The following is an 11,701-nucleotide window of genomic DNA, read 5'->3' as shown; positions in this document are numbered from 1 at the left end:
ATACATCACCTGTGACATGTGAAATATTACCCCCCCACCCGAAAGGAACACTTCGTTGCGTAAAGCCATCGCGCGGAGTGTCGCGGCGCTGACCAGCGCCGGGGCACTCGCCGCGCTCCTCACGACTATTGTCGCGCAGGCGACACCTCCCGAAGAGCGACCAGTCGCATCGGCTCCTGCTGATGCGAGACCCGCGCCGCCGCGCGATGATGCACCCCTCAGCCCCCATGAGCGGGAGCGGCTGGCGCTGCGCCGGCAGGCCCTGGCCAAGGTGACCACGGATGGCCTGGGTAACGGAGCAGGACGCGGGGTGCCCGAGACGGTCAAGGTCGGCGGCCGTTACGTCGAGCTCGCTCAACAACGCAAGGCCAAGCTCTTTGTCATCCTCGCCGAGTTCGGTGACCAAGTGGACACCGACGCCAAGGCCGACGGCAAGCCCAAGTACGGGGGCACGGCCGGCCCCCATCACAACGCCATCGAGCCGCCCCGCGCCGATGCGAAGCCTACGCGGTGGCAAAAGGACTTCAGCCGTGCCTACTACCAGAAGTTGCTTTTTGGCACGGAGAAGGGGGCTGACACGCTGCGGAACTACTATCGCATCCAGTCCTCCGGCCGGTACGACATGGACGGCACGGTCAGCGACTGGGTCGAGCTGCCCCACAACGAGGCGCGGTACGGTGCCAACAACTGTGAAAGCAACTGCTACCAAGATCAATGGCTCATGGTCCGCGACGCGACCAAGGCCTGGTACGACAGTGAGCGGGCCAAGGGGCACGACGATGCGGAAATCAAGGCGGAGCTGGCCCCGTACGACGTGTACGACCGCTACGACTTCGACAAAGACAACAACTTCGACGAACCCGACGGGTACCTCGACCACTTGATGGTCGTCCACGCAGGCCGGGACGAAACCATCGGGGGCGGCGCGCAGGGCACCGACGCGATTTGGGCGCACCAGGGCAACGCCTATGATGTGGACACTGCAGGAGTGAACGGCCCTTCGCTCAACCGGAACGGAGGCACGCCGCTCGGCGACACCGGCATGTGGGCCAACGTCTATGTCACTGGCGGCGAGGACAGCGGCGTGGGCCTGTTCGCCCACGAGTACGGCCACGACCTCGGGCTGCCGGATATGTACAGCGTCGGCGGTGAATCCAACGGCGTGGACTACTGGTCCCTGATGGCCCAGGCCAGCTACCTCGCGAGCGGTCCGAACGCACCCCGGGACTCGCCGGGTGATCTCGATCCCTGGAGCAAGTACCAGCTCGGCTGGCTGAAGCACGAACGGGTCAAGGCAGGGTCGAGCTCCAAGCACACGCTCGGTGTCTCCGGCTACAACACCGATGATCCGCAAGCCGTCATCGTAGATCTGCCGCCATCCCGCAAGACTACGGAGCTGACCGCGCCTTTTGACGGGGATAAGCAGTGGTGGAGCGGTTCCGGTGACTTGATGGACAACAGCCTCACCCGCTCGGTCGATCTACGTGCCACCCCGACTTCGGCCAAGGCATTCCTGGAGGCCCGTGTTTGGTACGACACCGAGGGAAACTATGACTTCCTCACCGTTGAGGCGTCGAGCGACGGCGGCAAGCAGTGGACAGCCCTGCCGGGCACCATCGATGGCACTGCGCTCCAGCCCAACCTAAGGAAATTGCCGGCGGTGAGCGGCGCCTCCAAGGCATGGAAGCTGTTGCACATACCTCTGGACGACCACGTCGGCAAGGAGATCCAGCTCCGTTTTCACGTCACCTCGGACAAAGCCACCCACGAAGAGAGGGGCGTTCGGCTCGATGCTGTGAAGATAGCCGCAGGCGCAGAGATCTTCTCCGACGGCGCGGAGCATGGCATGGCTGGGTGGACCGCTCAGGGTTTCACCATTTCCACAGGCAGCGAAGGCATTACGGTGTCTCAACGTGCCTACTTCGTGGAGAACCGCCGCTACGTCGGCTACGGCGCATTCCTCAGGAGAGGCACATACTTCTGGGGTCTGCCCAGGTATGGGCCAGTCGGATCCAGCGCCAAGGGCAGCGAGCAGTTCTTCCCGTATCAGGAAGGTGCACTGATCTGGCTCTGGGACTCTGCGTACACCGACAACGCCACCAAGAAACATGAAGGCCACGGCCTGCTGCTTCCTGTCGACGCGCGGCCCGAGCCGATACTCGACAAGACACAGAAGCCGGTCGACGCCTTGGTTCAGCCCTTCGACGCACCCTTCTCCCGGCACCGCAGCGACGGACTGAACTTCGGAACGTTCGTCGTCCCCTCCCGGCCCGGTGTCCCCGCCTTCGACGACCACACCGGGGTCTACTGGGACATGAAGAACCCGCAGTTGGGGGTCAAGGTTCCCGACACCAACACACGCATCACCGTGGAAAGGGAGGCGGAAAACGGCCGCCGCACCACCATCTCGGTACAGCCGTCCGTAACCGCCATTCCACGCTGAGCCGTATCCGTTCCGTCAAACGGCTCTGTCCGCACGGACCGACCCGGTGTGTCCCGCCCCTGTTCTTCAGGTACGGAGACACCGGGTTGGCAGTTTGCGGTCCTCAGGCCGCCTGTCGCGGAGCCGGTGCCGGCGACGGCCCAGGGCGGCGCGAAGGATCAGCAGCCCGGGTCCTCTTGGGCCCACTGCCGTGAAAGCCGGCCGAGGACGTCGATCACGGCACGGCTGGCATCCGAGTACGGTTCGATGAGGGTGTAGTGGCCCGTCCCGGGCAGCGTGACCAGCTCGGCGTCGGAGTGCACGGCTGCGTAGTCGGTGAACTGCGCGGGGGGGAGCTCTTCGTCCTTCGCCCCATGGAGAACCACGGTCGGCACGCCGGTGGTGCCCTTGGCGCCGACTATCGTGAGGGGGTCGACGAAGGGCAACCGTGACTCGGCCGAGTGGGGGCCGCCGAGCAATTCCAGGGCGGCACCGCTGCTCAGATTCTCGCGAATGGCACCGGCCAGATCAGTGATCGGGGCCAGAGCCAGCACGGCGGAGGGGCACCTCCTGGTGTGCCACGGGGATCCCGGAGGCAGCAGTCCGCGTGCGGCTGCCCACAGCGCGAGGTGGCCGCCGGAGCAGTGCCCGGCCAGCACGAAGGGTCGGCCGGCGGGAATGGTGTCCACGGCCAGGGCAATGTCGTCGAAGGTTGCGGGATAACCGCCCGCTCCGCCGGTTCGGCGGAAGCCGGGGAGCGCTGTGGTGAAACCATGTTGCGACAGGTGGCTGGCCAACGGTGTCAGATGCATGCGGTTGTATCTCCAGTAACCGCCGTGCAGCAGAATGATCAGCGGGGCGCAGGAGTCCTGAGCAGGCCATAGGTCGTATACCTGCTGCGGGTGATCGCCGTACCTGTGGTGAAACGGCGCCATGACTGGCTTGAGGCCCAGAACTCGGCGCTCCTCCGCAGCCGCGAAGTCGGAAATCTTCCTAGACATGGCTCCGTGCCGTCCAGATCTCGGGGAATATGGAACGTGCGGCGCGCTTCTCCAGCCACGCCAGACCTGATGAGCCGCCACTGCCGGCCTTGGCCCCCATCGCGCGCCGGACGACCAGCACGTGGTTGGTGCGCCAGCGCAGGACCGTTTCGGCGATGTCGGTAAGAGCCTCACCCAGTGTCACCAGCGGGTGATGCTGGGGCCCGGCGTAGATCTGCCGCCAGACCTCCTCGACGCCGGGATCCGGCTGATACGCCGCAGTCACATCCCTTTCCAGTACGTGTTCCGGAACGGGCAGTCCGCGACGCTTCAGGTAGCGCAGTACCTCGTCGTAGAGCGACGGGAGAGACAGAGACTCCTGGAGTTCCGCGTGTACCCGGGGGAGCCTAACGTGCAGTTCCACCATCGACAGGGACTTGTCGCCGAGGAGGAATTCCATCTGCCGGTACATGGCGGACTGGAAGCCCGAGGCGCTGCCGAATGCCGCCCGGAAGCCATTGAACTGACGGGGAGTCAGCGTCGAGACGGGGCGCCAGGAGTCGTTGAGTGCCAGGAGGGCGCCGAGGCTGCGACGCAGGGCGGCGAAGGCGGCCTCGTAGTCGTCCGCGACCAGGGCGCCGCCGGCGTAGCGCCACTCGTGGACTATGAGAGTGAGCCAAAGCTCCATCACTTGAGTGGTCACCAGGAAAGACATCTCTTCCGGTGCTGTGGAGAGGGGTTGCTGAAGGGAGGCCAGCACCGACGCGTGGACGTAGTCCTCATACGGGCTGGATCCTGGGAATGTCAGCGCGGGCCCGGCGGATGCGCAATCCGCTGGGGTGAGCATGTTGTCTGCCATAGTGTCTCCTCGACGGGCCCCTCCAATCCGCGAGGGAAGGGCACAAGCCGCGGCGGCGCGCACAAGGCCCCATCTGGTGGCCATGGCATCGTCAAACCTCGGCGGCGGTCATTGCGTCAGCGCCGGGCGGGTTGAGAATCACACGCCCAGATGGGTTCCTCCGGTCGCGTCCAGGCAGTGTCCGGTTACCCAGCGGGCTTGGTCGCTCGCCACGAAGGACACGACGTCGGCGATGTCCGACGGCTCGCCGATCCGATTGAAGACGGAGGCCGAAGCCGCCGCCGCCAAGATATGAGGCTGTGCGAGAGTCGGGTTGATGTCGGTCTTGACGAAGGCGGGGGCGACAGCGTTCACCGTGATACCTCGCGTGCCCAGTTGCTGGGCCAGGGTGAGGGTCAGGGTGTTGAGTGCAGCCTTGGTCATCGCATAGGCGACGATATGTGGGATGGCGATGCGGGCGGCGGCGGACGATACGCTGATGATCCGGCCTCCGTCCCGCAGTCGGCAAAGGCCTTGCTGGATGATGAAGAACGGGGCCTTCACATTGACGGCGAAGACCCTGTCGTATTCTTCCTCGCTGGCTTCGGTGATGCCTTTGGGCAGTGTCACGCCGGCGTTGTTGACCAGGATGTCGAGTCCTGGCCGGGCGCCATGACGCGCCAGGCCCTCGTCGAACGCGGTCCAGAGCTCATGGGCATCCCCTGGCACGCCGAGCTCTGCCTGGATGGCAAAGGCCTGTCCGCCGGCCGCCTGTATCTGCTCAACGGTCTCCCGCGCGGCCTTCGCGTCGTGCCCGAAGTGGACGGCCACCAGCACGCCGCCCTGGGCCAGACGCAGTGAGATGCTTCTGCCGATACCCCGGCTGCCACCGGTTACGAGTGCTGTCTTGTTCGTACGGTTGTCCGTGGTCATCGTTTCGTCACTCCTGTGGTCGTTGCCAAGCCTCCGGTGCGGCGTGAAGGTCGATGGCGTGCCAGGTTCCTCCCAGCCCGGTCCTTCTGGGCACGCGGCGCTCACGCGTCGAAGTCGAGGTCGATGTTGTTCGACGCTGGCCGCCCCTGGCAGGCCAGGGTGTAGCGTGCTGCCAGTTCGGTCTCGCCGAGCGCGTACTGGCGCCTCATGGATACGACGCCGGAGATCACCTTGGCGCGGCAGCTGCCGCACAGGCCCTCGCGGCATGAATACGGGGTATCGGGCAGGGCTCGCAGCAGGGCGTCGAGTACCACCCGATCCCCGGGCTCCATGGTTGCGACGATGATTCGGCCACCGATGCGTGCGGTGACCGTGACACTACTGGGTCGTCCGTGTTGGACCGGGACAAAATGGTTCTGCGTGCCTTGGTCGGTGGTGAAGAGTTCGCAGCGCACCCGGGACGGGTCCACACCCCACCTTGCGAGCCCCTCACGGACCGTCTCGACCAGGCCACTTGGGCCGCACAGGTAGAAGTGTCCGCCCGCAGGGTCGGCGCCGAGCAGTGCGAGCAATTTCGGCAGCCGCGCGCTGTCAATGCGGCCTGAGAGGAGCTCGGATTCTCGTGCCTCCTGGGACAGAACGTGCAGGTGGAAGAAGCGGTTGAAATAGGTGTCCTTGAGCTCGCCCAGGTCGTCCGCCAGCAGTATCGACCGTGACGTCTGATTGGCGTAGATGAGAGAGACACGGCATTGGGGGTCGTTTCGCAACGCCGAGGCTGCCATCGTCAGCAGCGGCGTGATGCCGGTGCCGCCGGCGACCATGACGTGGTGCGCACCGACCTGGTCGGCCAGTCGAAAGCCACCTGCCGGAGGCCCGACTTCCAGTACATCACCCGTGGCCAGACGGGTCGTGGCGTACTCGGCGAATCCGCCGACGCCACGTCGCTTGACCACGAGGCGCAGTTCGGAAGGGCCTCCTGGCGGGGGACAGATGGAGTAGGTGCGGCGGAGCTCCTTCGCGCCCAAGGAGTGTCTGATGACCAGGTGTTGTCCGGCCCTGGGGGTGAAGATGCCCGCCAGAGTGTCCGGCACAGTGAGAGTGATCGCTGCGGCATCGTGGGCGAGCCTCTCAACCGTGACGACCTTCAGCTTGTACCAGACAGGAGCAGGGCCTGCTGTCCTTGATGGTCCGGCTCGGTCTCCCGCTGCTGCGCCCGTCATGACGACCGTCACAACGCTTTCACGTGGGCGAAGGTCTCCTGGCACGTCGTGCACACCAGGACGGCTTGGCAGCGGGTCGCTCCGAACGGACTCTGCGAACGGGTGCTTGTGGAGCCGCAGTTGGGGCAGGGCAGTCCTGAGCCGAGTCGCAGCAGCAGCGGTGCTCGGGCCGGGCCCGGCGGCGCGATGCCTTGCTCGCTGAGTCTGCGTCTGCCTTCGGGGCTGATCCAATCGGTCGTCCACGCGGGTGTGAGCACCTGCCGTACTCGTCCGCCAGGATGGCCGCACTGGGCCAGTGCAGTGCGGATGTCGGCTTCAATGGTTGCCATCGCGGGGCAGCCCATGTAGGTGGGAGTGACAACAACTTCCAGAATGCCGTCCGCTGCTGTCTCCACTGCACGGATCACACCCAGATCTCCTAGGGTCAGCATGGGGAGTTCGGGGTCCGCAACGCTGTTCACTCGTGCCCGGACCTCGTCGACAGGCATCGGCGGCCAGGTGCTCACCATGTGCCTCCCGGGTAGTGTTGGTGCAGGGCTTGGAAGTCCGCCAGCAGCGGGCCGAAGGCTTGGGTACGCAGCCCGGACCGCCCGCCGGTTGCGTGCCACGCCGGGGTGGGTACGACCAGTTGCGCGTCCTGCAGTACGGCAGCCATCTCTTGTTCCCAAGGGCCCTCCAGGCGAGCCGGGTTCGTGGCGGTCCGGTCGGCCTCCAGCCGTTCCGTCAGGTCGTCTGCCTCGAACAGCTCGGTCGCGTAAGGCCAGACCTTGTCGAGGCCGGCCTGCATGCGATGACGGCTCTCGGCGGTGCCCCGGCCAAGTCGTACTGTCCATTGCGCCGCATGCATCGTGTGGTACTCCAGGTCAATGGCGGCTCGATTGCCGATGCCCGCGAGGACACTGTCGGTTGAGTTGCGCAATCCGCTGCAGAGCAGGCGGCTGTAGGTCGAGTACACGAGCTGCCGGGCGATGGTCACCGCGAAGTCGCCATTGGGCAGCTCCACCAGCAGGGAATTGCGGAACTCTGCTGCCGTCCTGCGGTAAGCGAAGTCGTCTTCGCTGCGGCCGGTTCCGTCCAGCTCGCCACTGTAGGAGAGCAGGGTTCGGGCATGCCCGAGTAGGTCCAAAGCGATGTTGGCGAGCGCCAAGTCCTCCTCGATCGACGGTGCCGCGGCCACCCACTCGCAGAGTCGCTGGCTGAGGATCAACGCATCGTCGCCGAGCCGGAGGGCGAAGCCGGCGACATCGGAGGCGAGGTGGCTAGTCGTCATTGCTTCCCTCATCGTTGAGGACCGCGTAGGGCTCCGGATACCGGTATGGCTTGTCGTTCGCGTTGCTGAAGAACGGATTCGTTTCGCTCGGCGATGTGGCGCGCACCGCATCCGAACGCACGACCCAGATCGATACGGGCTCCCCTCGGCGGGCGTACAGATCGCGAGCGTGTGCAAGCGCCATGTCAGGGTCAGCTCCGCTGACGGAGCCCACGTGCTGGTGGGAGAGGCCGCGCCGTGGCCTGATGAAAACCTCCCAGGACGTGCGCTGCCGGGCGACATCCTGTCTCATGACGGCGCCCTCACCGCTTCCCGCCTCCCAGCAAAGGCGTTGACGGCCGCGCGTACCCAGGCCCCTTCCTGGTGCACCGCCACCCGATGAGCCAGCCGGCGGCTGCCCTGCGATCCACCGGCGAGCGCGTCCCGGAACACCTTCCAGGTGACCGGGGTGAAGTCGTAGTGCTCTCGATCCTGGTTCCAGCGGATGGCCGGGTCGGGGAGCGTCACGCCGAGCCTCTCGGCCTGTGGCACGCAGTTGTCGACGAAGCGCTGCCTGAGCTCGTCGTTGGTGTTCCGCTTGATACCCCAAGTCATTGAGCGGCGGGTCATTGCAGCCCCGATTGCTGACGTTCGAGCGTCCGCGTGGGCGTCCGCGGTGTCCGGGGGACCGAACATCAGGGCCACCGCGGGTATCCACCAGCGGTTGACCGCTTCCTGGGCCATCTCCTGCTGCTCCGCTGTGCCGCGGCACAGCGCCAAGAGGGTGTCGTAGCCCAGGCGGACATGGAAGGCCTCTTCTTGGCAGATCCGCCGTACGGCCCGTGCGTACGGACCATAGGACGTATCGCGCAGTCGTACCTGGTTCACTACGGCGGCGCCGTCTGTGAGCCACGCGATTGCTCCGGTGTCCGCCCACGTCAGGGCCGGGTAGTTGAACGTGGCTGAGTACTGCTGGCGCCCGTTGTGCAGGGCGTCCAGCAGGTCGGCACGGTCGACACCCAGTGTCTCGGCGGCCGAATAGAGGTAGAGCCCGTGGCCGGCCTCGTCCTGCACCTTGGCGAGCAAGGCGGCCTTGCGATGCAGAGTGGGGGCTCGAGTGAGCCAAGCGGCCTCCGGTTGCATGCCGATGATCTCGGAATGGGCGTGCTGAGCGATCTGGCGGATAAGGAAATGCCGATAGCCCTCCGGCATCCAATCCAAGGGCTCGATTCGTTCGTCGGCTGCAAGGAGGGCTTTGAAGTGCTCGTTGAGTAACCGCTCCTCCGCCGCGCTCCTAGGCAGCCCTGAGCGCACTTGGACCACTCCTTTCATCTCCCACTGCCTGCGGATGGCAATGTTTTCGCTTCCACCTAGGAAGAGTGCGATCACAGGGATCTCAATCCCTCCGTTCCCAGCGCTCAGTCGTGACAACGATCACAAGGGGGAGATGGGAGTGTTCTGTGTCCCCAACGACTCTCTATGGGGTAGCCGGGGCCACGGCCTCGGCAGGCCGGGCGTCAGCTCAACAGCGTGATAAACGAAGCCCCTATGAAAGGAAGCACCATGAGTACGGTAAGGGAGATGCTCGTCGAACTGACCGGCACATCAGAGTTTTTAGACGGCGTCGGTGACGATGTCGATCTCAGTGCCAGTGGCATCGACTCCGGGGACGTGGTTCGGCTGGTCCTGCTCATCGAGCAGCGCACCGGGGTGGAGGTCACTGCCGAGGACATGGAGCGGCTGTCCACCATCGCCGACTACGAGCGCTTTGTAGCCGAGGCGCGGCCGGACGGGGCGTCATGTGGCTGACTCAGCTCGTGGAGCGCAACCGCCAGTGCTTCCCGGACCGGGTGGCCCTGGTGGACGAGCAGCGCTCGGTCACGTGGATGGAATTCCACGACCGGACCGCTCGTCTCGCTCGCGGGCTCGGCGGCTTGGGCATCCAGCGGGGTGACCGCGTCGCGATCCTCTCACTTGACCGTATCGAAGTCGTGGAGATCTACTTCGCGCTCGCTCGCCTGGGTGCCATGTTCGTTCCGCTCAATCACGGCCTGACGCCCCCTGAGGTGGCGGAGATCGCACAGCGCACCGGCGCAGTCGCAGTGGTCGGTGAGTCCGTTTTGCTCGAGAGACATCCGGACCTGCCGGTGCGGCTGCGCATCGCTGTTGAGAGCGAAGCGTTCGCCGCGCTGTTCGCGGACAGCCCGGATGATCTTCCTTGCGTTCCGGATGAAACGCCGGCGGCGATCCTGCACACCTCGGCCACTACTGGCCGGGCCAAAGGCGTCACGGTCGACCACGCCTCGTTCCGGTCCATCGCCCTCGGCTGGCTGGCCGTCGCGCAAACGACCGACGACATGGTTCTGGTCAACTGCTGCCCGCTGTACCACGGCAGCATGGTGATCTCGCTGACGTATATGGCCGTCGGCGCCACTGTGGTGCTGATGCCGGGGTTCAAGCCACAGCGGGCGCTGGCTGCCATCGAGACTCACCGCGCGACGCACGTCTGGCTCGTCCCGCAGATGCTGCGTTTCCTCCTCCGGGCGAGGTCGCTGGATACGACGGACGTGTCGACCTTGCGCGAGGTGTTGTATGGCGCGGCCCCGATGCCCACTGATGTCTACGCGGAGGCCGTCGAGCGGCTCGGTTGCGGCTTTCGGCAGGTGTACGGCATGACGGAAGTTGGCGGCCCGTTCGTCACCCTGGGACCTGAGGAACATCCCGATCCGACCCTCATGCCCGAAGTGATCCCGGCCGGCCGGGTGATTCCCGGCATGTCGGTGTGTGCTCTGGATGGGGGCAACAATGAGGCGGCGCCGGACACCGTCGGAGAGATCTGTGTGCGCGGACCCGGCGTCATGCGCGGTTATTGGGGCGACGAGGCGGCGACCGACAAGGTCAAGGTGGAGGACTGGATCCGGACGGGCGATCTGGGTTTCATCGACCGTGACGGCCGCGTCCACCTGGTCGACCGCTGCAAGGACCTGATCATCAGAGCCGGGCAGAATGTCTATCCGTCCGAGATCGAGCGAGTGCTCGGGTCGCATCCGTCGGTGCGTGACATGGCCGTAGTCGGGGTGCCGGACGAGGACTACGGGGAAGTCCCGTTGGCTTTCGCGGTGGTCGAGGACGGGGTCAGTCCCGTTGCGTTGCTGCGTCACGCGGCGGAGCAACTGGCCCCTTACAAGCTCCCTCGGCGCATCGAGATCATCGACGAGATACCGAGAAACCCAGCTGGAAAGATCATAAAGAGGCTGCTGCGCGGCTGACCTCGGTCGGCTCGCCCGTGCCGACGGGGGAGGACTCTGTGGACAGGCCTATGGACCGGGTGCGGCTCCTGTGTCAACTGGCCGCTCTGACCCCGATTCTTGCAGAGCAGGGCCTCGCGCTGGGCCACGCCACCGTGGAGGTCTCTGGGGCACGTCCGGCCGGGCCGGGCGAGGAAGGGTTGGTCAGCGGCATGGTTGGGGCCAGGCGCCGTGAGTTTCTCGCCGGTCGGTGTGCTGTGCGGCGGGCGCTATGGGCCGCTGGATCCCCGGCCGCCGAGGAGATCCTTTATGAGGGACGTAGGCCAAGGCTGCCTGACGACTTCGTCGGATCGATCAGTCATTCAGACGGCCTCGCTGTTGCTCTGGCCGCTGCCCGTCTCAGGTTTCGAGCGGTTGGCTGCGATCTGGAGCTGCGCCGACTGCCGACGGAATGCGCGCACATCGTGCTCACCGGCGACGAACGAGCATGGATGCAGGGTGCGAGAACTCCAGAGGAGGCTGAGTGGCGGCTACTCTCGGTCTTCTCGGCCAAGGAAGCGGCGTTCAAGGCGTTCGCGGTCCTGCTTGGCGAGGCTGCTCCGACCACCTTGCTCGGGATCGCGGCCAGGCCAGTCCGGGGAGGCTTTGAAGCCAGGCCGAGGCACCTGGTTGGTGGCCGGCTGAAGGTCGAGGTGCGCCCGTGCGCTCAGGGGGCGTTCAGCTGGACCGCCGCGGCAGACTTGTGATGCGGTCGGCTGGTCGCTGACCACCCTTCACCCGCGGCTGTGGGTCACCGTCGAACACCGTTCTC

General features: G+C 65.7%; 12 protein-coding genes. 4 read left to right on the top strand and 8 right to left on the bottom strand.

Annotated features, from left to right (window positions below; genetic code table 11):
- Nucleotides 1–55: 55 nt before the first annotated feature.
- Complete coding sequence (locus tag OG735_RS01020) at nt 56–2,443, top strand: immune inhibitor A domain-containing protein (protein WP_327321236.1); 2,388 nt, start codon at nt 56–58, stop codon at nt 2,441–2,443.
- 158 nt (nt 2,444–2,601) lie between these two features.
- Here the strand turns inward: OG735_RS01020 and OG735_RS01015 are convergent, their stop codons facing one another.
- The 8 genes from OG735_RS01015 to paaA form a co-directional block, all read right to left on the bottom strand.
- On the bottom strand, nt 2,602–3,423 hold the full coding sequence (locus tag OG735_RS01015) for an alpha/beta hydrolase family protein (protein WP_327321235.1): 822 nt from the start codon (nt 3,421–3,423) through the stop codon (nt 2,602–2,604).
- Nucleotides 3,416–4,261 carry a tryptophan 2,3-dioxygenase gene (locus OG735_RS01010; protein ID WP_327321234.1) on the bottom strand — a complete coding sequence of 282 codons (846 nt, stop codon included), beginning with the start codon at nt 4,259–4,261 and terminating at the stop codon, nt 3,416–3,418. Before OG735_RS01010 ends, OG735_RS01015 begins: the two co-directional genes overlap by 8 nt.
- A 138-nt stretch (nt 4,262–4,399) precedes the next feature.
- A complete protein-coding gene (locus OG735_RS01005) occupies nt 4,400–5,173 on the bottom strand; it encodes an SDR family oxidoreductase (protein WP_327321233.1) in 774 nt (257 codons plus the stop codon).
- A gap of 101 nt (nt 5,174–5,274) precedes the next feature.
- Nucleotides 5,275–6,393, bottom strand: a complete 1,119-nt coding sequence (locus OG735_RS01000; protein ID WP_327321232.1) for a 2Fe-2S iron-sulfur cluster-binding protein — start codon at nt 6,391–6,393, stop codon at nt 5,275–5,277.
- Between the two features lie 8 nt (nt 6,394–6,401).
- Nucleotides 6,402–6,881: a 1,2-phenylacetyl-CoA epoxidase subunit PaaD gene (gene paaD / locus OG735_RS00995; protein ID WP_327321230.1), complete on the bottom strand. Its 480-nt coding sequence runs from the start codon at nt 6,879–6,881 to the stop codon at nt 6,402–6,404.
- A gap of 14 nt (nt 6,882–6,895) precedes the next feature.
- Nucleotides 6,896–7,663, bottom strand: a complete 768-nt coding sequence (gene paaC / locus OG735_RS00990; RefSeq protein WP_327321229.1) for a 1,2-phenylacetyl-CoA epoxidase subunit PaaC — start codon at nt 7,661–7,663, stop codon at nt 6,896–6,898.
- The gene (paaB, locus tag OG735_RS00985; protein WP_327321228.1) at nt 7,653–7,955 is read right to left on the bottom strand and encodes a 1,2-phenylacetyl-CoA epoxidase subunit PaaB; all 303 of its coding nucleotides are present in this window, start codon (nt 7,953–7,955) and stop codon (nt 7,653–7,655) included. The genes paaC and paaB overlap by 11 nt, the downstream gene beginning before the upstream one ends.
- Nucleotides 7,952–8,974, bottom strand: coding sequence for a 1,2-phenylacetyl-CoA epoxidase subunit PaaA (gene paaA / locus OG735_RS00980; protein ID WP_442812579.1), 1,023 nt, complete (start codon nt 8,972–8,974; stop codon nt 7,952–7,954). The genes paaB and paaA overlap by 4 nt, the downstream gene beginning before the upstream one ends.
- Nucleotides 8,975–9,205: 231 nt before the next feature.
- Here paaA and OG735_RS00975 point away from each other — a divergent pair, with 231 nt between their 5' ends.
- From OG735_RS00975 to OG735_RS00965, 3 genes are read left to right on the top strand one after another with little or no spacing between them, the layout of a single operon-like run.
- The gene (locus OG735_RS00975) at nt 9,206–9,451 is read left to right on the top strand and encodes an acyl carrier protein (RefSeq protein WP_327321226.1); all 246 of its coding nucleotides are present in this window, start codon (nt 9,206–9,208) and stop codon (nt 9,449–9,451) included.
- On the top strand, nt 9,442–10,911 hold the full coding sequence (locus OG735_RS00970; RefSeq protein WP_327321225.1) for a class I adenylate-forming enzyme family protein: 1,470 nt from the start codon (nt 9,442–9,444) through the stop codon (nt 10,909–10,911). The genes OG735_RS00975 and OG735_RS00970 overlap by 10 nt, the downstream gene beginning before the upstream one ends.
- A 50-nt stretch (nt 10,912–10,961) precedes the next feature.
- Nucleotides 10,962–11,636, top strand: a complete 675-nt coding sequence (locus OG735_RS00965; protein WP_327321224.1) for a 4'-phosphopantetheinyl transferase superfamily protein — start codon at nt 10,962–10,964, stop codon at nt 11,634–11,636.
- The last annotated feature ends 65 nt before the right edge of the window (nt 11,637–11,701 follow it).

Source organism: Streptomyces sp. NBC_01210 (assembly GCF_036010325.1).
Classification (GTDB): Bacteria; Actinomycetota; Actinomycetes; order Streptomycetales; family Streptomycetaceae; genus Streptomyces.
The sequence above is the reverse complement of the archived record's forward strand: the minus strand, read 5'-3'. Positions and strand labels throughout refer to the sequence as shown.

Bases quoted from the DNA above. Each gene is read 5' to 3' on its own strand.
- OG735_RS01015 (WP_327321235.1), bottom strand. From the start codon at position 3,423: ATGTCTAGGAAGATTTCCGACTTCGCGGCTGCGGAGGAGCGCCGAGTT.
- OG735_RS01010 (WP_327321234.1), bottom strand. From the start codon at position 4,261: ATGGCAGACAACATGCTCACCCCAGCGGATTGCGCATCCGCCGGGCCC.
- OG735_RS01005 (WP_327321233.1), bottom strand. From the start codon at position 5,173: ATGACCACGGACAACCGTACGAACAAGACAGCACTCGTAACCGGTGGC.
- OG735_RS01000 (WP_327321232.1), bottom strand. From the start codon at position 6,393: ATGACGGGCGCAGCAGCGGGAGACCGAGCCGGACCATCAAGGACAGCA.
- paaD (WP_327321230.1), bottom strand. From the start codon at position 6,881: ATGCCTGTCGACGAGGTCCGGGCACGAGTGAACAGCGTTGCGGACCCC.
- paaC (WP_327321229.1), bottom strand. From the start codon at position 7,663: ATGACGACTAGCCACCTCGCCTCCGATGTCGCCGGCTTCGCCCTCCGG.
- paaB (WP_327321228.1), bottom strand. From the start codon at position 7,955: ATGAGACAGGATGTCGCCCGGCAGCGCACGTCCTGGGAGGTTTTCATC.
- paaA (WP_442812579.1), bottom strand. From the start codon at position 8,974: ATGAAAGGAGTGGTCCAAGTGCGCTCAGGGCTGCCTAGGAGCGCGGCG.
- OG735_RS00975 (WP_327321226.1), top strand. From the start codon at position 9,206: ATGAGTACGGTAAGGGAGATGCTCGTCGAACTGACCGGCACATCAGAG.
- OG735_RS00970 (WP_327321225.1), top strand. From the start codon at position 9,442: ATGTGGCTGACTCAGCTCGTGGAGCGCAACCGCCAGTGCTTCCCGGAC.
- OG735_RS00965 (WP_327321224.1), top strand. From the start codon at position 10,962: ATGGACCGGGTGCGGCTCCTGTGTCAACTGGCCGCTCTGACCCCGATT.